This is a genomic window from Limnohabitans sp. Rim8 (genome assembly GCF_945869175.1).
Classification (GTDB): domain Bacteria; phylum Pseudomonadota; class Gammaproteobacteria; order Burkholderiales; family Burkholderiaceae_C; genus Limnohabitans_A.
Genome location: NZ_CAMBNZ010000032.1, coordinates 1 through 26162, shown reverse-complemented (window position 1 = coordinate 26162; position 26162 = coordinate 1). Strand labels below are relative to the sequence as shown.

The following is a 26162-nucleotide window of genomic DNA, read 5'->3' as shown; positions in this document are numbered from 1 at the left end:
TCGAGCCCACATGCGCCAGGCTGTCCCATTGGGTGCTGTACTGCAAATGCATGATCACCAGGTCGTCGCACACCACATCGGTGCAGGCCGGGTCGTCGCACCACAGCTGGTAATTCATGTTGGGTTGATCGCCGCGCAAGGTGGGGCGCAGCACAGGCGGCTGGCGCCTGGGGTTGAGCACATTGCCGCCCGGAAAATCCAGCGGCAGGCTCAGGTTGAAGGTCTGCCCTTGGCGCACCTCGGCCATCCCTTGGAGCACTTTTTCGGCTGTCAACAAGTTCATGCGCCCATATTGGTCATCGGGGCCAAAGTCTCCCCAGTTTGAGCCGGGCGGGCGTTGTTTCCAGCGGGGGGAAGAAGACATGCAGGACTCCTGTGATGACAACCCAAGCGCAACACACACACCGTGTATCTTGTGCGCGGGTCTGCGGGCTGGGTGTCACCGATCTGACTGAGAAACAACTGGGTCAAGGGGGCGCTGCAGAGCTTGACCGTTCACGTCCATCACCAACCACGACTTCAGTGTTGCCGGGTTCAGCCCTTGGCCGGTGCCTCGAGACCGCCGGTGTAGAAGCGGTTGAAGGTGGGGGAGATGACCAATTCGTTGATGCAGGTGCGGGCGGGCATCTGCGCCACAAACAGGATGGCCTGGCCCATATCGTCGGCCTGCACCATCCGTTCGCGCTGCTCGGCAGACGGCGGCACGGGCCGCTTGTCCAGAATGGGGGTGGCCACTTCGCCGGGCAAGAGCGAGGTGGCACGGATGCCGTGCGTGCATTCTTCCATGTTGATGGACTCGGTCAGGGCCAGCACGGCGCGTTTGGTGGCGTTGTAGGCTGGGCCGGTGAGTTTGGACGCGTACAGCCCAGCCCATGACGACACGTTGATGATCAAGCCGCCTTGCTGCTGGCGCATCACGGGCAGCACCGCGAGCACGCAGTAAAACAGGCCCGACAAGTTGATGGCGACCACATCGTCCCAGGCCTCGGGCGTGACCACGTCGAAATTGCGTTGCGTCGCATTGGTGCCTGCGCTCGTGACCAAGATATCGATGCGACCGTGCCGTTCCAGAATTTGCTGAGCGGCCATCTTCACGGCGTGTTTGTCGGCCACGTCGAGCAGCAAGGCTTCGGCACTGCCCAGCGCCTGCAGCGTGGACAAAGCGCTGGCGTTGGTGGCGGCATTGCGACCGGATATCACAACATGGGCGCCTGCCTTGGCCAGCGCCATCGCGCCGGCCAGTCCGATGCCGCTGCCTCCACCTGTGATCCAGGCGACTTGTCCGGTGAGTGTGGTGTTCATGCGTTTGTCCTGATAGGGTGGTGGAGGTCTTCCGTGAAAAGTCACTTGGGCAAGTCGCGTGCACCGCTTTCAGGGCGGTACATCTTGAACAGCTGTTCAGGCCCAATGCTGAAGTAATCTGCCGGCCCGCCGCCACGCAAAATGTGGCCGGCGTTGGCGGTGTCGTAAATGCCTTCAGGCACCAGCCGTTTGTCGATGTGCACCCCCACCACTTGGCCAAAAATCATCCAGGTCTGGAGTTTTTGACCTTCAAGGTTTTCCATTTGCAGGATTTGTGTGCAGCGGCACTCAAAACTCACCGGGCTTTGTGCCACGCGCGGCACCGCCACCATTCGGGAAGGTTCGGGGGTGAGGCCTGCTAGAGCAAACTCGTCCACTTCGGGGGGCACCGCCTCGCAGGTTTGGTTCATCACTTCAGCCAGATCGCGCGTGACCAGATTCCACACAAACTCACCTGTGGCCTCAATGTTGTTGAGCGAATCCTTGCGCCCAATGCTCGAAAACCCGACCAGAGGCGGCACATAGTTGAAGGCGTTGAAAAAACTGTAAGGTGCCAGATTCAACACGCCGTCTGCGCTGCGGCTGGACACCCAGCCAATCGGGCGGGGGCCTACGATCGAGTTGAACGGGTCGTGTTTGAGGCCGTGGCCGAGGTGGGGTTCGTAAAAGTGCATCATAGGAGACACTTTATAAGCCATTGAAAACCCTGCCTATCCCAACGGGGACTGTCCCCAAAGACGGTGACCAAAGCTGTGGACAAGTCCATGAACAACTGCGCCAAGGCCCGTTTTTGCTGGATGGGTCAAGGGTGCTTAAAAAACAGGCAGTAAGAGGCGCTTGGCTTGAGCCTGGCATCGGGCATATTGCGGCTATTCTTGTTGCTTTGTCTTCATCTGCTGCCCAAACCCTGTATGCCTGCTTCCATCATCACGCCCGGCTTCATCGCTTTGCACAGTCACCGCTCTGAGGTGCTGGCAGATGCCCTCACGGGCTGGTTGCGTGCGCATCCGCTGCACCCGCTCGAGAATGAAGTGGTGCTGGTGCAAAGCAACGGCATGGCGGAGTGGATCAAGATCGAGCTCGCCCGTCAGGGCGGCGTGTGTGCAGCCACAGGGGTGGAGCTGCCCTCGCGTTTTTTGTGGCGCACCTACCGGCAAGTGTTGGGCGCTGCCCATGTGCCGTCCGATTCGCCGCTGGACAAACTGCCCATGACCTGGCGCTTGATGACTTTGCTGCCGACGTGCCTCCAAGACCCGGTGTTTGGTCCTGTGGCCGGCTTCTTGAGAGGCGACGAGCCCGACCGTCTGCTGCAACTGGCCAACCGCCTGGCAGATTTGTTTGACCAGTACCAAATCTACCGCCCCGACTGGCTGCATGACTGGGCCGCCGGTCGCAACGTGCTGCGGCAAGTTTCTGGGCAAGATGAGCTGGCCAAAGACCAGCTGTGGCAGGCCGAACTCTGGCGTCGCGTTCTCGCCACACTGGATGAACCCCAGCGCCAGGCCACCCGCCCGGCGCTGCATGCGCGGGCGCTGGCGCACCTGCAGTCGGGCCAGCCCTTGGCAAGCCCCGTGGCGCGGCGCGTCTCGGTGTTTGGCATGAGCCACATGCCCGGACAACTGCTGGAGATGTTGGCGGCGCTGGCCGCACACAGCCAGGTGATGCTGGCCGTGCCCAACCCTTGCCAATACCACTGGGGGGACATCATCGATGGGCGCGAATGGCTGCAGGCTGAACGCCGCCGCCACGCCTACCGGGGCGAGGCCTTGGCGGGTCTGCCGCAGGCACAAATGCACTTGCATGCGCCCACGCTGCTCGCCGCCTGGGGGCGCCAGGGGCGCGATTTCATCCGCCAGCTCGACGCCTTTGACGACCTCCAGGCGGCCCAGCAAGTCACGCAGTGGCCCCGCTTGGATTTTTTTGACGATGTGCCTGGCGAAGATGGCACACGCTTGCTGGCACAGCTCCAGCGGCGCATCCGTGACCTGGAGCCGTCCAGCGGTGGCACCCCAGCCTTGCCTTTGCGCCAAGGCGACGCCTCGGTCACATTCACCGTGGCCCACAGCCCTGTGCGCGAACTTGAGGTGCTGCACGACCAGCTGCTGCAGTGGTTCCACACGCCGCCGGACGATCGGTCTCTGTCGCCGCGCGATGTGGTGGTCATGGTGCCCGACATCGAGGTCATGGCCCCAGCGATCCGCGCCGTGTTCGGCCAATACAAGCGCAGCGATGCGCGCTTCATCCCGTATGACATTGCCGACCTGGGCGCACAGGCCACAAGTGCGTTGATCCACGCGGTCGAATGGCTGCTGGCCCTGCCCCAGCAGCGCACCCGGATGAGCGAACTGGTGGCGCTGCTGGAAGTGCCCGCGCTTGCCGCCCGCTTTGGCCTCAAAGACGAACATCTGCCCACGCTCACACGCTGGATGGCGGGCTCGGGCATCCGTTGGGGCCTGTCGGCCGAGCACCGTGCTGGCTTGGGCTTGGGCGTGTGCGGCGACGACAACTCGGCGCTGTTTGGTGTGCAACGCATGTTGATGGGTTACGCCTGCGGAGCCGACCCTTTGCAGGCCCAGGGCATTGCCTCTGGTGTGTCGCCTTACCCGGAAGTGGGCGGTCTCGATGCCGAGTTGGCGGGCTCGCTGGCGCACCTGCTTCAGGCCTTGATCGGCTGGTGGACAACGTGCACGCAAAGCGCCACGCCCACCCTGTGGGCCGATCGTTGCCGCGCTTTGCTGGTTGAAATGTTCAAGCCGCGGGATGACAACGACCGCAACGCGCTGTCTGCTTTGGACCAGGCGCTGACCGACTGGGTGCGTGCCTGTGGCGAAGCCGGTTTTACAGACGCCGTTCCGCTGGCCGTGGCCCGATCGGCCTGGCTCGAAGCGCTCAAAACGCCCCGTCTTGAGCAACGCTTTCGTGCCGGGGGCGTGACGTTTTGCACACTCATGCCGATGCGGGCGATCCCCTTTCAGGCGGTGTGCTTGCTGGGTATGAACGACGGAGACTACCCGCGCCGCAGCCCGCGTGCAGATTTTGACCTGATGGGCCTGCCCGGCATGAACCGCCCCGGTGACCGCTCGCGCCGTGACGACGATCGCCAGCTCATGCTCGAAGCCTTGCTGTCGGCGCGGCAGGTGCTGTATGTCAGCTGGAGTGGCCGCAGCGTGCGTGACAACAGCGAGCAACCGCCCTCGGTGCTTGTTTCACAGCTGCGCGACGAGATCGACCTGTTGTGGGGCAAGGACACCGCCAAAGGCCTGACCACGCAGCACCCACTGCAACCCTTCAGCCGCGCTTACTTTGAAGAAGGCAGTGGCTTGCACACCTATGCCAAAGAGTGGCGCGCCGCGCACAACAGCCATCTCGGCAAGGACGCGGCTTCGACAGGAGATTGGGTGGGATCGGCGCCCTTGCCCAGATCTTTTGCCTTGTTGCCACCGCTGGAAGTCGCTCAAGGCGTGCCCGTCATCACCTTGTTGCAATTGGCGCGCTTTCTGCGTCAACCTGTGGGTGCGTTTTTCCGCGAACGTCTGCAGGTGCATCTGGACGACGAACGCAGCGATCTGCGCGACGAGGAACTCTTTGGTTTGGGCGGGCTGGATTTGTACCAACTGCTCGACCACGAACTGCAGCATGCGCCCACCGAACTGAATACCGACACACTGCCCGCGCATGTGCAGCAGGTGGTGCAGCGCCTGCGCCTGGCCGGGGCTTTGCCACTGGCAGGTGTGGGCACGCTCGAAGCGCAAAAACTCAATGCCCGTCTGCTCGCCATGCTGGGCGCGGCGCTGCGCGAGTGCGAGGCTTACCCCCATACCGCTGAACGCGTGCTGGTCGACGTGCCGCATGCAGAGGTCGCCTTGCGCGACACGCTGGGCGATGTGTTGACGGGCGAGGGGGGGCAGATGTCCTTGCACTTGCGCGCCAACGATCTGGTCAACTTCAAAAACAAAAAACCGGTGGCCTACCCCGAAAAATTGATCGACATCTGGCTGATGTCGCTTGCCGCTGCCGCCATGGATCAGCCATTCCGATGCGTAGTGGTGGGGCGCAACGCAGTGCTGCGTGTGCCCCAGCAGCCGCCTGAAGCGGCGCGTGCCCAAATGGCTGAACTGCTGGCCACCTGGACGGAAGGCATGCGCTGGCCTTTGCCACTGCCGCCCGGTGTGGCCTTGTTGTGGCTCAAAGACAAGGGCAACATCCATGCGCTGGCCGATGCATACGAAGGCAGCGAATTCAAAAGCGCCGAGAAGGGCAAAGACCCGGCGCTGGCCCGCACCTACCCCACGGTAGAGGATTTGCTGGCCACGCAAGGGTTCGAGCGTCTGGCCCAAACGGTCTATGCGCCTTTGAAAGCCTGGGCCGAGCAGCTGGGCATTGAGCCTCTGCCCGATGCGCCCGAAGAGGACAGCATTGACGCAAATGGGGAACAGGCATGAGCACCACCCACTCTCTCAGCGCGCGCACCTTCCCTTTGCACGGCAGCCACCTGATCGAGGCGAGCGCTGGCACGGGAAAGACCTGGACGATTGCCGCGCTCTATGTGCGTTTGGTGCTGGGCCACGGCAGCGATGGCAACGCACCCGTGCGCCCCATGTTGCCGCAAGACGTGCTGGTGATGACCTTCACCCGCGCTGCCACCCGCGAGTTGTCGGACCGCATCCGCGCACGCCTGACCGAGGCGGCACAGGTGTTCCGGGGCATGGCAGCAACGGACGATGATTTCCTGAATCAGCTCAAGGGTGAATACCCCGAAGGCGAGCTTCGTGAGCAAGCGGCGTATCGGCTTGCCTTGGCCGCACAGGCCATGGACGACGCGGCGGTTTACACGATTGATGCTTGGTGCCAGCGCATGCTGCGTGAACACGCCTTTGACAGCGGTAACTTGTTTGAAGAAAACCTGGTGGGCGATGAAGCTGCGCTGCGACTCGAAGCCGTGCAGGATTACTGGCGTCAACAGCTCTACCCCATGGCCACAGACCTGGTGGCGCAGGTGCAGCGCGTCTGGCGCGATGTGTCTGCGCTCGACAAGGACATGCGCGCCCTGATGGCGGTGGCCTTGGACGAACCAGCCCCCGGCACGCTGGTTCAGGTGTTTGGTGCGGCGCTGGTCGAACGCGAAACCAAGCTGGCAGCACTCAAGCAGGGGTGGGTTGCAAAAGCCGACAATTTGTTGGGCTGGATCGAGGCGCAACTCGCCGGGCAGAACCATGGCTGGAACGGCACGATGCTGCAGCTGGGGCGTTCCCGGAAATGGCTCGAATCGTTCAAGACCTGGATTGAATCCAAAGACGATTTCAAGGCACTGAAGGACACGATGGGCAAAGGGTGGAACCGTTTCACGCCCGAAGGTCTTTTGGCGTGCCGCAATGACCGTGATCTGGTGGATTTTCCTCCCGAAAGCCAGGCGTATGCCCAACTGTTGGAAGAACTGGGGGCCTTGCCCATCCCGGCTCAGGCCGCCCGTCTGCACGCCCGCACGCATGTGATGCAGCGCATGGCCGAACTCAAGCGGCGCAGTGGTTTGTTTGGTTTTTCCGACATGTTGCAGCGCCTCGATGTGGCGCTGGCCGACCCCGATTCGGGCGAACGACTGGCGCAGCGCTTGCGCCAGCAGTTTCCTGTGGCGATGATCGACGAGTTCCAGGACACCTCCCCGCTGCAATCGCGCATCTTTGACCGTATTTACCGTATGGCGGACAACCGGACAGATATCGCGCTTCTGTTGATCGGCGACCCCAAGCAATCGATCTATGGCTTTCGGGGGGCAGACATTCACAGTTACCTGGACGTGCGCCGCGCCACTGCCGGTCGCCACCACATGCTGGGCACCAATTTTCGGTCCACCCAGGCCGTGGTCGATGTGGTCAACCGCTGGTTTGAGATGTCTGAAGACGCTTTCGGCTACCGCCAAGGCGCTGAAGACCCGCTGCCTTTCCAATCCGTGGACGCGAAGGGGCGCAGTGAAGTCTTCAGCACGAGTTCGGGCGATGTCAAAGCCATGACCGTGGTGCACGACGCGACCCTGCGCAGCCAAAGCGACGCGCAGACGCATCTGTCTGCGCTTTGCGCCGAGCAGATCGTGGCCTGGATCAGTGACCCGCATGCACGTTTTGTCGATAGCGCCAAAGGTGACACGGCCCTCAAACCCCAAGACATCGCCGTGCTGGTGCGCACGGGCAAAGAGGCTGCCGCCGTGCGCGACGCGTTGCGTGTGCGCGGCGTGGCCTCGGTATACCTGTCAGACCGCGACTCGGTATTTGCCAGCGCCGAAGCGCAAGACTTGGTCCTGTGGATGCGCGGCGTGGCTGAGCCACAAGACATGCGACGCGTGCGCGCTGCTTTGGGCACGCGCACGGTGGGTTTGTCGCTCCCCGAGCTGTACGACCTGGCCACCCAGGACGAATTGCTGGACACCCGCGCCGAGCAAATGCGCGAGTTGCACCTGACCTGGCAAAGCCAGGGCGTGCTGGCCATGTTGCGCCAGTCGCTGCATGTGCTGCAGCTGGCTGGACGTTGGCGTGGCCAACTGGATGGCGAACGGCGTTTGACCAATGTGCTTCACCTGGCCGAGCTGCTGCAAGCGGCCAGCAGCCAGCTTGATGGTCAGCAGGCCCTGATCCGCTGGCTGACCCAGCAGATCGACGAAGCGCAGTCTGCGAACGCCGGTGCCAGTGGCTCGGGCAGCGATGAGCAAACCGTACGTCTTGAAAGCGATGAGGACCTGGTCAAGGTCATCACCATCCACGCCAGCAAGGGCTTGGAGTACCCGGTGGTGTGTCTGCCCTTTGCGCACAGCCACCGTGTGATGGAAGCGCACAAAACGCCCGTCCTGCAGTTGGAGGACAGTGAGGGCGAACGCCACTGGACGCTGGACTTTGACCCAGACGACACCCTTGCCGCTGACCGTGACCGCCTTCGTGAAGACCTGCGCCTGTGGTACGTCGCGCTCACGCGTGCGCGCCATGCGCTTTGGTTGGGTTGGAGCGCGGTCAAGCGTGGCAATGGCAAGGCCTGCGTGAACCACCACAGCGCGGCGGGCCATTTGCTCGGCGGTGAAAACGAACTGGAAGCTGCAGTCTGGCTGGAAAAGCTGCAACAGCTAAAAGCGAATGACGCAGGCAAGCCCTTGTCTGTGATGTTGGCACTGGCCCCTGAGACTGTGCCGCTGACACTTTGGCCAAAGCCCGCACAGACCACCAAACTGCTCGAGGCCCTGAACTGCACCGCCCGCATCGACAAGTCGTGGACGATCGCGAGTTTTTCGCGTTTGACGCGAGACCTGTCTTCACAAGCTCTGGCGCAGATGAGTTTGCACATGTCTACGCCGCGCCCGGCTGACGACGAGCCACCCGAGGACTCGCCTGAGCTGCCTGCGTCTAGCGCCACAACAGGTGCTCCGGCGCCATGGCATGGTTTTGCCAAAGGCCCAACGGCAGGCAACTTTTTGCACGACCAGCTGGAATGGCTGGCCACCGACGGCTTTGCCCTGGATGTGCAAAAGGCTGAACGCCTCAAAAAGCGCTGTGAAAACTCAGGCTACAAGGCCCAGGCCGAAGACCTGGTGCAGTGGCTCAACCGCGTGGTGGCCCAGCCATTGCGCGGACCCAACGCACCGCTGAACGCCTTGGGTGCCCTGCTGCCCGAGATGGAATTCTGGTTGCCCGCTGGGCGGCTGCACGCACGCGATGTCGATGCCTTGTGCCGGCAACACCTCTTGCCCGGCTTGAGCCGTCCGCAGCTGCCCGACGCACAACTGCACGGCATGCTGATGGGTTTTGCCGACTTGGTGTTCGAGCACGAGGGGCGCTATTGGGTGCTTGACTACAAATCTAACCACTTGGGCGCTGATGACGCGGCCTACACTGCACAAGCGATCGATGCCGCCATGGCACACCACCGCTACGAGGTGCAAGCTGCGCTTTACATGCTCGCGCTGCACCGTCTGCTGCGCGCCCGCTTAGGAAGTGCCTACAACCCGGCGCAGCAGTTTGGGGGCGCGGTTTACCTGTTTTTGCGTGGCATCGACGGACCCGCTGGCGGCTGCTGCACCTTGCCAGCGCCACGGGCATTGCTGGATGGCTTGGACGCCATGCTGAAAGCGGAGGTGACATCATGAATTTGAAGTCAAGCTCACGAACAAGGGCTGTGCCCGCCGTGCAAATCGACTGGCTCAAGGACTTGCCCACCCTAGGCCTGAACGCCGTGCAAACCCTGCAGTGGCTCAATGGTTGGACCGGGCAGGGCCTGCTGCGCCACATCGACAGCGCACTGGCAGCTCAGTTGCTGCGGCTTGATGCCTCAGCCAGCCCAGCGCTGCTGGTGGCCGCAGCGGTACTCGCGCAGATGGAAGGACGTGGTCACACCTGTCTGCCTTTGGCCGATCTGTGCCAGCCACCCGTGGCCTTGCTGGGATGGCCTGCGGCGGCGGTTGAAGGTGCTCAGGGGCTCAAGGCTTTGTGGGCGCAGCTGCCTGCCACGTTGACCGATTGGCAAAGTGCTTTGCATGGCACATCGCCTGGTGTTTGTCTGCGTGAAGCCGACGCCTCCGATCAAGGTCAGCCGCTGGTGCTGGGCGGTCCGGCCGATGCCCCGCTTTTGTACCTGCGACGTTATGCAAGCTATGAGCAGCGCGTGGGCCAGAGCTTGCTGCAGCGTGCGGGCGAGCCCTTGGCCGTGCCTGAGGTCGCCGCACGCGAATGGCTGGACCGCTTCTTTGCGCCCAAGCCCGAAGAACCCACCACCGAATGGCAAAAGGTGGCCTGCGCCGTGGCTCTGCGGGCGCGCCTGGCGATCATCACGGGCGGTCCCGGCACAGGCAAGACCTACACCGCTGCCCGTTTGTTGGCGCTGTTGCTGGCGCTGCACAAGGGCAGCAGCCCCCTGCGCGTGTCACTGGCTGCGCCCACCGGCAAGGCGGCGGCGCGCCTCAAGCAGTCGATCGACGACGCTCTGACCCGCTTGCCCGTGCCCGCCGATCTGGACCTGAGCGCACTGATCGCCCGAATGGGGCCGGCGCGCACGCTGCACGCGCTTTTGGGGGCGCGGCCCGATACACGCCAGTTTCGCCACCACGCGTCCAACCCGCTGGATGTGGATGTGTTGATCGTGGATGAAGCCTCGATGGTGCACCTCGAAATGATGGACGCGTTGCTGCAAGCCTTGCCCCCCACGGCGCGGCTGGTGCTGCTGGGGGACAAAGACCAGCTCGCCTCGGTCGAAGCGGGTGCGGTGATGGGTGATCTGTGCCGCCATGCCATCGCTGGCCGCTACAGCGCAAGCACCGCACAGTTTGTTCAGGCCGTGACCGGACAAACGCTGGCCGCCGAGCTTGTGGTGCCCGATCCAGCCCCCGTGCTGGCCCAGCAAACCGTCATGCTGCGCCAAAGTCGCCGCTTCAAAGCTGCCATTGGCCAATTGGCGCTGGCCGTCAACCGGGGCGACGCCGCTGCTGCCCGAGCCGTGTTGTCTGGGGATTTTGTAGGCGCTGAGCCCCTGTCGCGATCCGGTGAGGATTCGCCTGCCTTGCTCGCTCTCCAACCGTCCAGGCCACAGGACGTCTGTGCACTGGCGCTCGGCACATCCGGAAAACCTTCCTATGCCGACTACTTGCGCCAACTGCACAATGGCCCTGCGGGGCAGGGCGTACAAGCGCACGCCAACTGGGTCAGCGGTGTGCTCAAGACCTACGAACGTTTTCGCATCCTGTGCGCGGTACACCAAGGCGACTGGGGTACGCAGGGGCTTAACGCTGCCGTGCAAAAGGCGCTGGTTGATCAAGGCTTGCTCAAAGTTACAGGCGAATGGTTTGCCGGGCGGCCCGTCATGGTCACGCGCAACGACGCGCAGCTGGGGGTGTTCAATGGTGATGTGGGCGTGGTGTTGCCCAATCTGGAGAACAAGCTCAAGGCCTGGTTTCTCGACGGCGAGGCGCTGCGTTCGGTCAGCGTGATGCGACTTGCGCAGACCGAGACCGCGTTTGTGATGACGGTGCACAAAAGTCAGGGCTCGGAGTTCGAGCACACCGTGTTGGTGCTGCCGCCTGGTGGGGCAGAGGTTCTGAGCCGTGAACTGGTGTACACGGGCATCACCCGGGCCCGAGAGCAATTCACCCTGATCGAGGCCGAGGCGGGGTTGCTCGAAGCGGCCATCGACCGCCCCAGCTTGCGGGCCAGCGGCTTGGCCCACTGGTGGCGCTGAGCACCTTCAACCCATTCGAGCGGGGGATGCCCACAATGGCGCGAGTCCAGCGCGATGAGGCTCAGCTGCCGTACCCCTCACAAGCCCCCGCATTTGGCTTGCCTTTGCATTCCCGCAAAAGGCGTTTGTCGCGTTCGACCTTGCTTTCACCGTTGACGGGGCTCGCGGGTGGCTTGGGGGCTTTGGCTTGTTTCGGTTTTTTGGCCTTGGTCGCTGTCTCGGCAGCGGTGACTGCGGTGAAGTTGTCTGCCGACCAACTGGCGGGCGCCGCCAGCAACATGCCAAGTCCCAAACCGAAGCTGGCCAACATCGACGATAAATGCCCTGTGTTCATGGCGTCTCCCTGACTATTTTTGTGCTCCTTATGATAGGCAAGCCTGGCACAACTGCAAGCATTTTTGCCAGAACTGTGCAACCAGCGACTTGTTCGTGGTGCGACAGCCATTACGATGCTGGCATGATCAAGAACACCGCTCCTTTCATGCGCCAGGCCGTCATGGACCTCGAAGAGTCCCGCATCCGCGAAGTTGCCAATGCCGGAATGGGCCGGCCCGATGTGCTGGCATTCTGGTTTGGCGAGTCTGACGAGGTCACGCCCGACATCGTGCGTCAAGCGGCAATCGATTCCATGCAAGAGGGGGAGACTTTTTATTCCCACAACCTGGGCCTGCCTGAGCTGCGTCAGGCGGTGTCGGATTACATGTCGGCCTTGCATGGCCAAACGAAAGTGATTGGCGTGGACCGGCTGGCCATCACCTCTGGCGGTGTCAATGCGCTGATGCTGGCCGCGCAAGCTTTGATCGATGCCGGTGACGAAGTGGTCGCCGTCACCCCCGTGTGGCCCAACCTCACCGCACAGGCTTTGGTGATGGGTGCGCAATTGAAATGTGTGCCGCTACGCCCAGTGAGCGGCCAGTGGCAGCTGGACATGGCCGCCCTCAAGTCAGCCATCACCTCGGCCACGCGCATGCTGATCGTCAACTCGCCCAACAACCCCACGGGCTGGACCTTGAGCCGCGCCGAGCAAGCGGAAATCCTGGCGCATTGCCGCAGCACAGGCACCTGGGTGCTGGCCGACGAGGTGTACGAGCGCCTCTATTACGAAACCGACACGGCCAACGGCTGCGCGCCCTCTTTTTTGGATGTGGCGCAGCCCGATGACCGCTTGGTGGTGGTGCACAGTTTTTCCAAGAGTTTTTTGATGACCGGCTGGCGTTTGGGCTGGTTGGTCATGCCCGCAGCCATGACTCCCCACATGGGGAAATTGATCGAGTTCAACACGTCGTGCGCTTCGGTGTTCACACAAAGGGCCGGCTTGATCGCTTTGCAAAACACCGCCGATATCACGCCACGTGTGGTGGCGCACCTCAAAACGTGCCGCGACACGCTCTTGCCTTTGTTGCAAGCGGTGCCCGGCGTGCAGGTGGCGCCTGCCAAGGGCGGCATGTACGCGTTTTTCAAACTCGAGGGGCATCCCGATTCGGTGGTCACCGCCAAGCGCTTGGTGGCCGAAGCCGGTTTGGGCCTGGCCCCGGGCGAGGCCTTTGCCCTCGAAGCTGCGGGTTGGCTGCGCTGGTGCTTCGCTTCCAAAGATGTGTCGCGGTTGACTGAAGGCGTCGAACGGCTCAAAAGCTGGCTGGCCAAGAATGAATCGGGAGCTGACCCCCATTGATTTAATTGGGGTCAGATCCCGATTTTGGGGCCGGCGCAGCAGATGAAGGGTGTGTTGCTTTCATCATTCAAGGTCAATAAGCGCTGTTTCGGGCTATAATTGATCTGTTTTGCGATTTGCAAAGCGCACGCTAGAGGCTCTTCCGGCCCTTGGCGCAAGTCATAAACCCGCCAAATTCACCCTTGAACGCAGGCGAAACAACAAGGAAAAAACCATGATTGCATCTTCAATCAAGGCAGAGGTCGTCAAGGCCAACGCACGTGCCGCCAACGACACTGGGTCCCCAGAAGTCCAAGTGGCTTTGCTGACAGCCCGTATCAACGAGCTGACACCTCACTTCAAAACACACGCTAAAGACCATCACGGTCGCCGCGGTTTGCTGCGCATGGTGAGCCGTCGCCGCAAACTGCTGGACTACCTCAAGTCCCGTGATGCTGACCGTTACGTTGCGCTGATCGCCAAGCTTGGCCTGCGTAAGTAATCGTCTCTCCAGATGAAAAGCGCCTGAGTTAGTTCACTAGCTCAGGCGCTTTATTCTTTATTTCAGTCGGAATTTGTCAGGGCGATCTCGCGCTGTGTCATTCCACAAGGCTTTCACCCCAAGGTTTTGTGGAATGGCATCGAGTTCAGAGCGTCAATTTCCGGGCCCACTGCGCAGCCTCATGTGCATTTGTTTTCAGGAGTTCTGAACATGTCCATTTTCAATAAAGTTAGCAAAACATTCCAGTGGGGCCAGCACACGGTCAAGATGGAAACCGGCGAAGTTGCCCGCCAAGCTGGCGGCGCCGTGCTGCTCGACATGGAGGGCACTGTGGTGCTGGCCACCGTCGTGGGTTCCAAGATCGCCAAAGCCGGGCAAGACTTTTTCCCGCTGACGGTCGATTACATCGAGAAGACTTACGCCGCAGGCAAGATCCCTGGCAGCTTCTTCAAGCGTGAAGCCAAGCCCAGCGAGCACGAAACCCTGACGAGCCGCCTGATCGACCGCCCGATCCGCCCTCTGTTCCCCGAAGGTTTCTACAACGACGTGCACGTGGTCATCCACACTGTGTCGCTGAACCCTGAAGTTGATGCCGACATCGCTGCGATGATCGCTGTGTCTGCTGCCTTGTCCATCTCGGGCATCCCGTTCAACGGCCCCATCGGCGCGGCCCGTGTGGGTTACATCAACGGCGAATATGTCTTGAACCCTGGCCAGACCCAGCGCAAAGACAGCGTGATGGACTTGGTTGTGGCAGGTACCGAAGCCGCTGTGCTGATGGTCGAATCCGAAGCCCTGCAATTGTCAGAAGAGATCATGTTGGGTGGCGTTGTCTACGGCCACGAGCAATCGGCCATCGCCATCAACGCCATCCACGAACTGGTGCGCGAAGCCGGTAAGCCCGTTTGGGATTGGCAAGCGCCTGCCCGCGATTTGGCTTTCGAAGCCAAGCTGGCCTCCTTGGCCGAAGAAAAATTGCGCACGGCTTACCAGCTGCGCAACAAACAAGCCCGAACGCACGCTTGCCGCGAAGCCTACGCTTTTGTCAAATTGGCTTTGGCCGAAGAGGGTGTGGCGTTTGACAGCGTCAAGCTCGACGGGTTGATGTTCGAAATCGAAGCACGCATCGTGCGCAGTCAGATTTTGGCCGGTGAGCCCCGCATCGACGGCCGCGACACACGCACTGTGCGACCCATCGAGATTCGCAACAGCGTGCTGCCCCGTACCCACGGCTCCGCCTTGTTCACGCGTGGCGAAACCCAAGCCATGGTGATCACCACTTTGGGCACTGAGCGTGATGCACAACGCATCGATGCTTTGGCTGGCGAGTTCGAAGACCGTTTCATGTTCCACTACAACATGCCTCCCTTTGCCACGGGCGAAGTGGGTCGCATGGGTTCAACCAAGCGCCGCGAAATCGGCCACGGCCGTTTGGCCAAGCGTGCTTTGGCCGCTGTGCTGCCGACCAAAGAAGAGTTCCCCTACACCGTGCGTGTGGTGTCCGAGATCACCGAGTCGAACGGTTCATCGTCCATGGCTTCGGTCTGCGGCGGCTGCCTGTCGATGATGGACGCTGGTGTGCCGATGAAAGCCCATGTGGCCGGTATTGCCATGGGCCTTATTAAGGAAGACAACCGCTTCGCGGTATTGACCGACATCCTGGGCGACGAAGACCACCTGGGTGACATGGACTTCAAAGTGGCCGGTACCACCAACGGCATCACCGCTTTGCAGATGGACATCAAGATCCAGGGCATCACCAAGGAAATCATGCAAGTCGCTTTGGCCCAAGCCAAAGAAGCGCGCATGCACATTCTGGGCAAGATGCAAGAAGCGATGAGCGAAGCCAATACCGAGGTGTCAGATTTCGCACCCAAGCTCTTCACCATGAAGATCAACCCCGAGAAGATCCGTGACGTGATCGGCAAAGGTGGCGCGACCATCCGCGCCCTGACCGAAGAAACCGGTTGCCAGATCAACATCTCGGAAGACGGCACGATCACCATCGCTGCCACCGATGGCGATAAGGCTGAAATCGCCAAGAAACGCATTGAGCAAATCACGGCCGAAGTCGAAATCGGCAAGGTCTACGAAGGCCCTGTGACCAAGATTTTGGACTTTGGCGCCCTCATCAACTTGCTGCCTGGCAAAGACGGCCTGCTGCACATCAGCCAGATCGCGCATGAGCGTGTGGAAAAAGTGACCGACTACCTGAGCGAAGGCCAGATTGTCAAAGTCAAGGTCATGGAAACCGACGAAAAGGGCCGCATCAAGTTGTCGATGAAGGCATTGCTCGATCGTCCCGCTCAGGGTCCTCAATAAGCGTCATGGGAACCTCGAGAGGTCGATGACTCCTTGAGCCCGAGATGCCAACCGTCTTGCACCATGAACGTCATTGAAATCCAAAGTTTCGGCGCGCCAGCGGTGCTGGTGCCTTCAACCCGCCCCGACCCTGTGGCTGGGGCAGGTGAGTTGCTGATCCGCGTGTCGGCCAGTGGCATCAACCGTCCCGATGTGCTTCAACGCATGGGGCATTACCCCGTTCCACCGGGTGCTTCCGATATTCCAGGCTTGGAGGTGGCTGGTGAGGTGGTGTCTGGTGATGCGGGTGCCATGGCCCAAGCCGGATTGGCGGTCGGTGACCGTGTCTGCGCTTTAGTGGCTGGTGGTGGTTATGCTCAGCTGTGCGTGGCCCCTGTGGCCCAGTGTTTGCCTGTGCCCAAAGGCTTGACCGACACCGAAGCGGCTTCATTGCCAGAGACCTTTTTCACCGTGTGGAGCAATGTGTTCGACCGTGGCCGTTTGCAAGCCGGTGAGACTTTGTTGATTCAAGGTGGCACCAGCGGCATTGGTGTCACGGCCATTCAGATGGCCAAAGCTGCGGGCGCGACCGTGATCGCCACTGCGGGTTCCGATGAAAAATGCCAAGCATGCTTGGCATTGGGGGCGGACCACGCCATCAACTACAAAACCACAGATTTCGTCGCCGAGGCCAAGCGCATCACGGGTGGCGTGGGCGTGAATGTCATCTTGGACATGGTGGCGGGCGACTATGTGGCGCGTGAAATCGAGGCCTTGGCCGAAGATGGCCGTTTGGTCATCATCGCCGTGCAAGGCGGCATTCAAAGTGGTTTCAATGCCGGGCTGGTATTGCGCCGCCGATTGACCATCACGGGCTCTACCCTGAGGCCACGACCGGTGGCCTTCAAGGCTGCGATTGCCCAATCTTTGCACCAAACGGTTTGGCCCTGGCTCGAGTCAGGTCGCATCAAGCCGGTCATTCACAGCGTTTTTGGCGCGATGGATGCCAACGGCGATTTGCCCTCGGGTCCAGCACAAGCACATGCCTTGATGGAAACGAACCAACATGTGGGCAAACTGGTGGTGATCTGGTGATGAACAACCCCCGCAATTTGATGGTCGGCAACTGGAAGATGAATGGCAGCCTGGCTGCCAATGCCTCTTTGCTGGCAGACATCTTGGCGGGCCTAGCGCAGGTCCATTGCCGCACTGCTTTGTGCGTGCCTTCGGTTTATTTGTCGCAACTGCAAACCTTGTTGGCCGGCACAGCCATCGAGCTGGGTGCTCAAGATGTTTCTGCCCATGAGTCAGGTGCTTACACCGGCGAGGTGTCTGCCGACATGTTGCGTGATTTCTCGGTGCGTTATTGCGTGGTGGGTCACTCGGAGCGTCGGCAGTTCCATGCGGAATCCGATGGGGTGGTGGCAATCAAAGTACAACGCGCACTGGCCGCAGGCATCACCCCCATTGTGTGTGTGGGCGAAACCTTGGCTGAGCGTCAAGCGGGGCTAACCGAAGCGGTGGTCAGGCGCCAGATGGCTGCGGTGATTCACGCCAACGGTCATTGCATCAGCGAAATCGTGGTGGCCTATGAGCCGGTTTGGGCCATTGGTACCGGTTTGACGGCCACCCCTGAGCAGGCGCAGCAGGTGCATGCGGTTTTGCGCGCGCAATTGCAAGCCGCCACAGCGCAGGCGGAGCGTGTGTCCATTTTGTACGGTGGCAGCATGAATGCTGACAACGCTGCTCAACTGTTGGCCCAACCCGATGTGGATGGCGGCCTGGTGGGTGGTGCAGCGCTCAATGCGCATGAATTTTTATCCATGTTGAAAGCAGCTTCGCGCTGAGCTTTCAATGTTTGCAATTGGTTTTATCGGAGTATCGAAATGAGCATGGTGTTGACTTTGATTTTGGTGGTTCAGATGCTGTCGGCATTGGCCATGATTGGTTTGATCTTGATCCAGCACGGCAAAGGTGCCGACATGGGTGCGGCCTTTGGCAGTGGTGGTTCTGGCAGCCTGTTTGGGGCCACAGGGGGGGCCAACTTTCTGTCGCGCACCACGGCCGTTTTGGCCGCGGTCTTTTTTGTCTGTACCTTGCTGCTGGCCTATTTCAGCAATGTCCGTCCAGCGGCCTCGACGGGCAGCGTTTTAGAGGGTGTTGCCGTCACAGCACCTGCCGCGCCATCGGGGCCTGTGGACAGCAGTACGGCCGCTCAAATTCCGGGCAATGCCCCTGCCGTCAAGCCTGACAACAGTGTGCCACCGGCACCCTCCAAGTAAGCCGTCATTCAGCTTTGTTGATCTGAGCAAATTTCCCGTTTTTTGAAAGGAAAAGGCGGGTTTTCAGAGTAAAATTTCAGATTGTCCGGAGAGCAAAATGCGCCGCTTGGCGCACCTCATGCAAACTGGTCATAAGTATCCAGCCGTCGTGGTGAAATTGGTAGACACGCTATCTTGAGGGGGTAGTGGCGAAAGCTGTGCGAGTTCGAGTCTCGCCGACGGCACCAGATAAACGCAATGGCTCAAGCTGTAATGCTTGGGTCATTTTTCGGTGATACGGTTACCAAATGAACCTCGAGCAATACCTTCCGATTCTTTTGTTCATTTTGGTCGGCATCGCTGTCGGCATCATTCCCCAAGTTTTGGGCTATGTCCTTGGCCCCAACAAACCCGATGCGGAAAAAAACTCCCCTTACGAATGTGGCTTCGAGGCGTTTGAAGACGCTCGCATGAAGTTCGATGTGCGCTACTACTTGGTGGCCATTTTGTTTATTTTGTTCGACTTGGAAATCGCCTTTCTTTTTCCTTGGGCTGTGGCGCTCAAAGAGGTGGGTATGGCGGGCTTTGTGGCCGTGGTCATTTTTTTGGCCATTTTGGTTGTGGGCTTTGTCTACGAGTGGAAAAAAGGCGCCCTGGACTGGGAATGATGGTTCGCATTAATGACAGCATTCAGCCTGCTTGAGGACTAAAAATGATTGAAGGCGTGATGAAAGAGGGCTTTATCACCACGAGTTACGACTCGGTGGTGAATTGGGCTAAAACCGGTTCGCTCTGGCCCATGACATTCGGTCTGGCTTGCTGCGCGGTCGAGATGATGCATTCGGCAGCTGCCCGTTATGACTTGGGTCGCTTTGGCGCCGAAGTGTTCCGTGCCAGTCCCCGTCAGGCTGATTTGATGATTGTGGCCGGCACCTTGTGCAACAAGATGGCGCCTGCTTTGCGCAAGGTCTATGACCAAATGTCCGAACCTCGATGGGTGATATCCATGGGGTCTTGCGCCAATGGCGGTGGTTACTACCACTACAGCTATTCGGTGGTGCGCGGTTGCGACCGCATTGTGCCGGTGGATGTGTACGTGCCAGGCTGCCCACCAACGGCAGAAGCGTTGATCTACGGCATCATCCAACTGCAGCAAAAGATCCGTCGCACGAACACCATCGCGCGAGTTTAAAGGGACGACGATGACCGATTTCGCTATTCGTCCCGAAGACCTGCAAAACACCTTGTCTGAGGTTTTGGGTGATCGGGTGCAGAAAATAACACTCGCCTTGGGCGAGTTGACTGTTCATGTCAGTGCAGCCCATTACCTGGATGTGATGCAAACCCTGAGGGATGCGCCGGGCTGCCAATTTGAGCAGCTTGTAGACCTGGCAGGCCTGGATTACTCGGCTTACCGTGAAGTAGGCACCGATGGCCCCCGTTTTGGTGTCACGGTGCATTTGTTGTCGGTGAGCTTGAACCAGCGCGTTCGGGTGAAAGTGCTTTGCCCCGACGATGACCTGCCTATGGTGGCGTCGGTCAATGCGCTGTGGAACTCGGCCAACTGGTACGAGCGGGAAGCCTTTGACTTGTACGGCATCGTGTTTGAAGGCCACAACGACTTGCGCCGCATTCTCACGGATTACGGCTTCATTGGTCACCCCTTCCGCAAGGACTTTCCTTTGTCGGGCCATGTCGAAATGCGTTACGACGCGGAGCGTAAGCGCGTGATCTATGAGCCCGTCAGCATTGAGCCACGCGAAATCACGCCGCGCATCATCCGCGAAGACAACTATGGAGGCCTGAACTGACATGGCCGAAATCAAGAATTACACGCTGAATTTCGGTCCCCAACACCCGGCCGCGCACGGTGTGCTCCGTTTGGTTCTGGAGTTGGACGGCGAGGTGGTGCAACGCGCTGACCCGCACATTGGTTTGTTGCACCGTGCCACGGAAAAGCTGGCGGAGAGCAAAACCTACATCCAGTCGCTGCCTTACATGGACCGACTCGATTACGTGTCGATGATGTGCAACGAGCACGCGTACTGCTTGGCCATCGAGAAGATGCTGGGTCTTGAGGTGCCCATGCGTGCGCAGTTCATCCGCGTGATGTTCTCCGAAATCACCCGCGTTTTGAACCATCTCATGTGGCTCGGCTCACACGGCAACGATTGCGGCAGTTCCACCATTTTGATCTACACCTTCCGCGAGCGTGAAGACCTGTTTGACATGTACGAGGCTGTGTCCGGCGCGCGCATGCATGCGGCCTATTTCCGTCCGGGCGGCGTTTACCGCGACCTGCCCGACAGCATGCCGCAGTACAAGGTCAGCAAGGTCAAAAATGCCAAGGCCATCGCTCAGCTCAACAGCAACCGCCACGGCTCCTTGTTGGATTTCATTGACGATTTCACACAACGTTTCCCCAAGTGCATAGATGAGTACGAAACCTTGCTCACCGACAACCGCATTTGGAAACAGCGCACGGTGGGTGTGGGTGTAGTGCGCCCCGAGCGGGCACTCAATTTGGGCATGACCGGTCCCATGCTGCGCGGCTCGGGCATTGCTTGGGATCTGCGCAAAAAGCAGCCTTACGACGCTTACAACCAAGTCGAATTCGATGTGCCCGTGGGCAAAACCGGTGACAGCTACGACCGCTATTTGGTTCGCATGGCCGAGATGCGGGAATCGAACCGCATCATCCAGCAGTGCGTCAAGTGGTTGCGCGCCAACCCTGGCCCTGTGATCACCGATAACCACAAAGTGGCGCCGCCCTCGCGCGAAGGCATGAAGTCCAACATGGAAGACTTGATCCACCACTTCAAGCTGTTCACAGAAGGTTTCCGCGTTCCCGAAGGCGAGGCCTACGCGGCCGTCGAGCACCCCAAGGGTGAATTCGGCATCTACATGGTCAGCGACGGTGCCAACAAGCCCTATCGCCTGAAAATTCGTGCCCCGGGCTTTGCCCATTTGGCCACTCTCGATGAAATGGCCCGTGGCCACATGCTGGCCGATGCGGTCGCGATCATCGGGACCATGGACATTGTTTTTGGAGAGATTGACCGATGATCTCTGAGTCAACCAAAGCACGCTTTGCGCGTGAAGTGGCCAAATTCCCTGCGGATCAAAAGCAGTCGGCCGTCATGGCCTGCTTGTCGATCGTGCAGCAAGAACTCGGCTGGGTCAGCCCCGATAGTGAGCAAGTCGTGGCAGAGGTGTTGGGCATGCCCGTGATGGCCGTGCACGAAGTCACGACGTTCTACAACATGTACAACCAAAAGCCGGTGGGCAAGTTCAAGCTGAACGTGTGCACCAACCTGCCTTGCCAGCTGCGTGGTGGTGCCCAGGCCCTGGCCCATCTGGAACACAAGTTGGGGGTGCACTCCGGTGAAACCACAGCCGATGGCCTTTTCACCCTTCAACCCAGCGAGTGCCAAGGTGCTTGCGCAGATGCCCCTGTGTTGTTGGTCAATGACCGCCACATGTGCAGTTTCATGAGCCACGAAAAGCTCGATCAGTTGGTCGACAGCTTGAAGAAAGCCGAGGCCGCCTGATGAAAGTCGAACAAATTCTGAGCCAATTCCAAGCCACGGGCGTGGAAAGCTGCTTCCATGACCGCCACATCAACCCGCAAATCTATGCCGGTTTGAACGGCCAAAACTGGGGCATCCAAGACTACGAAGCGCGTGGCGGCTACGCGGCATTGCGCAAAATTTTGGGCAAAGACGGTGCTGAACCCCATGCCGAAACCGGCGTTGCAGGCATGACCCAAGACCAGGTGATTGCCACCGTCAAAGAGTCGGGTTTGCGCGGCCGCGGCGGTGCTGGTTTTCCTACGGGCCTCAAGTGGAGCTTCATGCCCCGACAGTTCCCCGGCCAGAAGTACCTGGTGTGCAATTCGGACGAAGGTGAGCCCGGGACTTGCAAAGACCGTGACATCATGGAGTACAACCCCCACACCGTGATCGAAGGCATGATCATCGCCGCTTACGCCATGGGGATCAGCGTGGGTTACAACTACATCCACGGCGAAATCTTCCACACCTACGAGCGTTTTGAAGCCGCCTTGGAAGAAGCCCGTGCAGCCGGTTATTTGGGCAACAACATCCTGGGCAGCACCTTCAGCTTCCAGTTGCACGCTTCGCATGGTTTTGGCGCCTACATCTGCGGTGAAGAAACGGCCTTGCTGGAATCGCTCGAAGGCAAAAAAGGCCAGCCGCGCTTCAAGCCACCGTTCCCGGCCAGCTTTGGCTTGTATGGCAAGCCGACCACCATCAACAACACCGAAACTTTCGCGGCGGTGCCCTGGATCATCCGCAACGGTGGTCAGGCTTACCTAGAGTGCGGCAAGCCCAACAACGGTGGCACCAAAATTTTCTCGGTCAGTGGTGATGTGGAGCGTCCCGGCAACTATGAAGTGCCCATGGGCACGCCGTTTGCCAAGTTGCTCGAACTCGCCGGTGGGATGCGCGGTGGTCGCCAACTCAAGGCGGTGATCCCTGGCGGATCGTCGTCGCCGGTCGTTCCTGCCGACTTGATGATGAAGCTCACGATGGACTACGACAGCATCGCCAAAGAGGGGGGGTCGATGTTGGGATCAGGCGCCGTCATCGTCATGGACGAGACGCGTTGCATGGTCAAGGCCTTGGCAAGGCTGTCTTACTTTTACTCCCACGAGTCTTGTGGCCAATGCACCCCATGCCGCGAAGGCACGGGATGGTTGTGGCGCATGGTGGACCGCATTGAAAACGGGCAAGGCCGTGCCAGCGACATCGACATGCTCGACAGCGTAGCCGGCAACATCATGGGCCGCACGATTTGCGCTCTGGGCGATGCTGCGGCCATGCCTGTGCGCGGCATGCTCAAGCATTTCCGTCACGAATTTGTACACCTCATCGAGCACAAGACCTCCATGGTCGCTGCCGATGCAACAACGGTGAAGACCCATGGTTGAAATAGAACTCGACGGTCAGAAAGTGGAAGTTGCCGAAGGCAGCATGGTGATGCATGCGGCTGAAAAAGCCGGCACTTACATCCCGCACTTCTGCTACCACAAGAAACTCTCGATTGCGGCCAACTGCCGCATGTGCCTGGTGGAGGTTGAAAAAGCCCCCAAGCCCATGCCTGCATGCGCGACGCCCGTGACACAAGGCATGATCGTTCGCACCAAGAGCGACAAGGCCATTGCGGCGCAGAAGTCGGTCATGGAGTTTTTGCTGATCAACCACCCGCTCGATTGCCCGATTTGCGACCAGGGCGGTGAGTGCCAGTTACAAGACTTGGCTGTGGGCTATGGTGGCAGCAGCTCGCGCTACGAAGAAGAAAAACGTGTCGTCTTTCACAAGGAGGTCGGTCCGCTGATTTCCATGGAGGAAATGAGCCGCTGCATCCACTGCACCCGTTGCGTGCGTTTTGGTCAAGAAGTGGCCGGCGCCATGGAATTGGGCATGTCACACCGTGGCGAGCACGCCGAGATCGAAACCTTTTTGGGCCAGACGATCGATTCCGAGTTGTCGGGCAACATGATCGACATCTGCCCCGTTGGCGCTTTGACCAGCAAGCCATTTCGTTACCAGGCTCGTACCTGGGAAATGTCGCGCCGCAAATCGGTCGCGGCACACGACTCCTCGGGTGCCAACCTGATCGTGCAGGTTAAGAACAACCAGGTCATGCGCGTCGTCCCGTTGGAAAACGAAGACGTCAATGAGTGCTGGATTGCCGACCGGGACCGTTTCTCTTATGAAGCCTTGAACGGCAGCGATCGCCTGACCCAACCCATGCTCAAGCAAGGTGGCGAGTGGAAAGAAGTCGATTGGCAGACCGCTTTGGAGTATGTGGCCAATGGCTTGCGCAACATCCAGCGCGACCATGGTGCCAGCAGCATCGGTGCCTTGGTCAGCCCACAAAGCACGATCGAAGAGCTTTACCTGGCAGGCGCTTTGTTGCGTGGCCTGGGTTCCGACAACATCGATTACCGCCTGCGCAACGCCGAATTTGGCGCTGCTGAAGGCGTGCGCACTTTGGGCAGATCGATTGCATCGCTGAGCACCTTGCAACGCGTGTTGGTGATCGGCTCCAATCTGCGCAAAGACCATCCTTTGTTTGCCCTGCGCGTGCGCCATGCCGTGCGCCATGGCGCTCAGCTGAACGTCATCACAACACCCGCAGCATGGAGCCACGCCGACGCTTGGGCCATGCCTGTGTTGCAGGCTGTGCTGTCTGACGCTTCGGGTTGGGCGCAAGCCTTGGCCGATGTGGCCACAGCCATCGCCGCAGAAAAGGGCGCTACTGCTCCCGCCGCGGGGCAGATCACATCACAAGCGCAAGCCATCGCCAAATCTTTGTTGGGTGGTGAACGCAAGGCCGTGCTGTTGGGCAATGCCGCAGCGCACGCTGCCAATGCGTCCAGCTTGCTGGCCTTGGCCAACTGGATTGGCGAGCAGACCGGCGCGAGCGTGGGTTACCTGACCGAATCTGCCAACACCGTGGGTGCGCAGTGGGTGGGTGCGCTGCCTCAAACGGGCGGCAAAAATGCTGGACACATGTTGGCCGGTGGTTTGAAAGCCGCCTTGTTGCTGAACACCGAACCCGAGTTCGACAGCGCAGCCGGTTCGGCTGCGGCCCATTCTTTGGGCCAGGCCGAGATGGTGGTCACGCTCAGTCCTTTCAAAGCCAATTTGGCTTTCAGCGACGTGTTGCTGCCGATTGCACCGTTTACAGAAACATCGGGCAGCTTTGTCAACGCCGAGGGTCGGCTGCAAAGTTTCCATGCCGTGGTCAAACCTTTGGCAGATACCCGGCCCGCCTGGAAAGTGCTGCGCGTGTTGGCTAATTTGCTCGACATTCCCGGTGTGTCTTTTGAAACATCGCAAGACGTGTTGGCCCGTGTCACGGCCAAACCGCTCGTGGCATCCAACGCCACTGTCGCCGCAATCAGTTTGTCGCCCACAACGGCTGTGCCAGTCGTGGCATCCATTTACCAGCTTGATGGCATTGTTCGCCGTGCGCCGTCCCTGCAGTTGACTGCAGACGCCCGCCAGGAGGTGGCCCCATGATTGACGCTCTGTACAACGGTGGCTTGAACTTGGTGGCCGCCAGTTGGTGGGCCACATTGGTCTGGCCGGTGCTGTGGATCTTGCTCAAGATCGTTGCCATCTTGGCGCCGCTGATGGGCGCAGTGGCTTACCTGACACTTTGGGAGCGCAAGCTGCTGGGTTTCATGCAAGTGCGCCATGGCCCCAACCGTGTGGGTCCCTTTGGTTTGTTGCAGCCGATTGCCGATGCGCTGAAGTTGTTGACCAAAGAATTGATTAACCCCAGTGCCGCCAGTTTGGGCTTGTTCCGCTTGGGCCCCATCATGGCCATCATGCCGGCGCTGGCCGCCTGGGTGGTCATTCCCTTTGGCCCCGAAGTGGCCCTGACCAACATCAACGCCGGTTTGATGCTGGTGATGGCCATCACCTCCATCGAGGTCTACGGCGTGATCATCGCGGGTTGGGCGTCCAATTCCAAATACGCTTTCCTGGGAGCATTGCGCGCCTCAGCACAAATGGTCAGCTACGAAATCGCTATGGGTTTTTGCTTTTTGGTCGTCTTGATGGTCTCCGGCAGCATGAACCTGACCGAGATCGTGTTGGCGCAAGGCAAGGGCACTGCCGCGCAAATGGGCTTGGGCATATTCTCTTGGAACTGGCTGCCCCTGTTGCCCATCTTCATCGTCTATTTGATCTCAGGCGTGGCTGAAACCAACCGTCACCCCTTTGATGTGGTGGAGGGCGAAGCCGAAATCGTGGCCGGTCACATGGTCGAGTATTCGGGCATGGGCTTTGCCATCTTCTTCTTGGCCGAATACGCCAGCATGTGGTTGGTGTCCATCTTGGCTGTGATCATGTTCTTGGGCGGCTGGATGTCACCCATCGACAGTGCTTTGTTCAACTTCATTCCT

At 60.0% G+C, this 26162-nt stretch carries 20 protein-coding genes, 1 tRNA gene and 1 pseudogene; 18 read left to right on the top strand and 4 right to left on the bottom strand.

Going from position 1 to position 26162, the window contains the following annotated elements; translation table 11 throughout:
• The 3 genes and pseudogenes from Q0O19_RS06840 to Q0O19_RS06830 form a co-directional block, all read right to left on the bottom strand.
• Nucleotides 1-364 (bottom strand): annotated as a pseudogene (locus Q0O19_RS06840) (cyclase family protein); the annotation flags it as partial.
• Between the two features lie 170 nt (nucleotides 365-534).
• Nucleotides 535-1302 (bottom strand): SDR family NAD(P)-dependent oxidoreductase, encoded by a 768-nt coding sequence (locus Q0O19_RS06835; RefSeq protein ID WP_295521244.1) that lies wholly within the window; start codon nucleotides 1300-1302, stop codon nucleotides 535-537.
• 41 nt (nucleotides 1303-1343) lie between these two features.
• Entirely contained in the window at nucleotides 1344-1979 is a 636-nt protein-coding gene (locus tag Q0O19_RS06830; RefSeq protein WP_295521242.1) for a flavin reductase family protein, read from the bottom strand.
• A 234-nt stretch (nucleotides 1980-2213) separates the two neighbouring features.
• Here Q0O19_RS06830 and recC point away from each other — a divergent pair, with 234 nt between their 5' ends.
• From recC to recD, 3 genes are read left to right on the top strand one after another with little or no spacing between them, the layout of a single operon-like run.
• The gene (recC, locus tag Q0O19_RS06825) at nucleotides 2214-5744 is read left to right on the top strand and encodes an exodeoxyribonuclease V subunit gamma (protein ID WP_295521241.1); all 3531 of its coding nucleotides are present in this window, start codon (nucleotides 2214-2216) and stop codon (nucleotides 5742-5744) included.
• Nucleotides 5741-9424 (top strand): exodeoxyribonuclease V subunit beta, encoded by a 3684-nt coding sequence (recB, locus tag Q0O19_RS06820; protein ID WP_295521239.1) that lies wholly within the window; start codon nucleotides 5741-5743, stop codon nucleotides 9422-9424. The genes recC and recB overlap by 4 nt, the downstream gene beginning before the upstream one ends.
• Nucleotides 9421-11505 (top strand): exodeoxyribonuclease V subunit alpha, encoded by a 2085-nt coding sequence (gene recD / locus Q0O19_RS06815; protein WP_295521237.1) that lies wholly within the window; start codon nucleotides 9421-9423, stop codon nucleotides 11503-11505. The genes recB and recD overlap by 4 nt, the downstream gene beginning before the upstream one ends.
• A gap of 61 nt (nucleotides 11506-11566) precedes the next feature.
• Here the strand turns inward: recD and Q0O19_RS06810 are convergent, their stop codons facing one another.
• Entirely contained in the window at nucleotides 11567-11839 is a 273-nt protein-coding gene (locus tag Q0O19_RS06810; RefSeq protein WP_295521235.1) for a hypothetical protein, read from the bottom strand.
• Between the two features lie 147 nt (nucleotides 11840-11986).
• On the opposite strand from Q0O19_RS06810, the gene Q0O19_RS06805 reads away from it, so the two are divergent.
• The 15 genes from Q0O19_RS06805 to Q0O19_RS06735 form a co-directional block, all read left to right on the top strand.
• Nucleotides 11987-13177 (top strand): pyridoxal phosphate-dependent aminotransferase, encoded by a 1191-nt coding sequence (locus Q0O19_RS06805; protein ID WP_295521245.1) that lies wholly within the window; start codon nucleotides 11987-11989, stop codon nucleotides 13175-13177.
• 214 nt (nucleotides 13178-13391) lie between these two features.
• Nucleotides 13392-13658, top strand: a complete 267-nt coding sequence (gene rpsO, locus Q0O19_RS06800; protein ID WP_019428565.1) for a 30S ribosomal protein S15 — start codon at nucleotides 13392-13394, stop codon at nucleotides 13656-13658.
• A 210-nt stretch (nucleotides 13659-13868) separates the two neighbouring features.
• Nucleotides 13869-15980 (top strand): polyribonucleotide nucleotidyltransferase, encoded by a 2112-nt coding sequence (pnp, locus tag Q0O19_RS06795; protein WP_295521234.1) that lies wholly within the window; start codon nucleotides 13869-13871, stop codon nucleotides 15978-15980.
• Nucleotides 15981-16043: 63 nt separating this feature from the next.
• Nucleotides 16044-17054 carry an NAD(P)H-quinone oxidoreductase gene (locus Q0O19_RS06790; protein ID WP_295521233.1) on the top strand — a complete coding sequence of 337 codons (1011 nt, stop codon included), beginning with the start codon at nucleotides 16044-16046 and terminating at the stop codon, nucleotides 17052-17054.
• The gene (gene tpiA, locus Q0O19_RS06785) at nucleotides 17054-17806 is read left to right on the top strand and encodes a triose-phosphate isomerase (RefSeq protein ID WP_295521232.1); all 753 of its coding nucleotides are present in this window, start codon (nucleotides 17054-17056) and stop codon (nucleotides 17804-17806) included. Before Q0O19_RS06790 ends, tpiA begins: the two co-directional genes overlap by 1 nt.
• A 39-nt stretch (nucleotides 17807-17845) precedes the next feature.
• Nucleotides 17846-18241: a preprotein translocase subunit SecG gene (secG, locus tag Q0O19_RS06780; protein ID WP_295521231.1), complete on the top strand. Its 396-nt coding sequence runs from the start codon at nucleotides 17846-17848 to the stop codon at nucleotides 18239-18241.
• Between the two features lie 142 nt (nucleotides 18242-18383).
• Nucleotides 18384-18468 (top strand) — tRNA-Leu (locus Q0O19_RS06775).
• Between the two features lie 60 nt (nucleotides 18469-18528).
• Entirely contained in the window at nucleotides 18529-18888 is a 360-nt protein-coding gene (locus Q0O19_RS06770; RefSeq protein ID WP_295521229.1) for an NADH-quinone oxidoreductase subunit A, read from the top strand.
• 44 nt (nucleotides 18889-18932) lie between these two features.
• The gene (locus Q0O19_RS06765; protein ID WP_295521228.1) at nucleotides 18933-19412 is read left to right on the top strand and encodes an NADH-quinone oxidoreductase subunit B family protein; all 480 of its coding nucleotides are present in this window, start codon (nucleotides 18933-18935) and stop codon (nucleotides 19410-19412) included.
• A 10-nt stretch (nucleotides 19413-19422) separates the two neighbouring features.
• Nucleotides 19423-20031 carry an NADH-quinone oxidoreductase subunit C gene (locus tag Q0O19_RS06760; protein WP_295521227.1) on the top strand — a complete coding sequence of 203 codons (609 nt, stop codon included), beginning with the start codon at nucleotides 19423-19425 and terminating at the stop codon, nucleotides 20029-20031.
• Nucleotide 20032: 1 nt separating this feature from the next.
• Nucleotides 20033-21286 (top strand): NADH-quinone oxidoreductase subunit D, encoded by a 1254-nt coding sequence (locus tag Q0O19_RS06755; protein WP_295521226.1) that lies wholly within the window; start codon nucleotides 20033-20035, stop codon nucleotides 21284-21286.
• Entirely contained in the window at nucleotides 21283-21771 is a 489-nt protein-coding gene (gene nuoE, locus Q0O19_RS06750) for an NADH-quinone oxidoreductase subunit NuoE (RefSeq protein ID WP_295521224.1), read from the top strand. Before Q0O19_RS06755 ends, nuoE begins: the two co-directional genes overlap by 4 nt.
• Nucleotides 21771-23171, top strand: coding sequence for an NADH-quinone oxidoreductase subunit NuoF (gene nuoF / locus Q0O19_RS06745; protein ID WP_295521222.1), 1401 nt, complete (start codon nucleotides 21771-21773; stop codon nucleotides 23169-23171). Before nuoE ends, nuoF begins: the two co-directional genes overlap by 1 nt.
• Complete coding sequence (gene nuoG, locus Q0O19_RS06740; protein ID WP_295521220.1) at nucleotides 23164-25272, top strand: NADH-quinone oxidoreductase subunit NuoG; 2109 nt, start codon at nucleotides 23164-23166, stop codon at nucleotides 25270-25272. Before nuoF ends, nuoG begins: the two co-directional genes overlap by 8 nt.
• Nucleotides 25269-26162: NADH-quinone oxidoreductase subunit H (locus Q0O19_RS06735; RefSeq protein ID WP_295521218.1), on the top strand; the 894-nt coding region annotated here is incomplete at its 3' end. The genes nuoG and Q0O19_RS06735, both read left to right, overlap by 4 nt.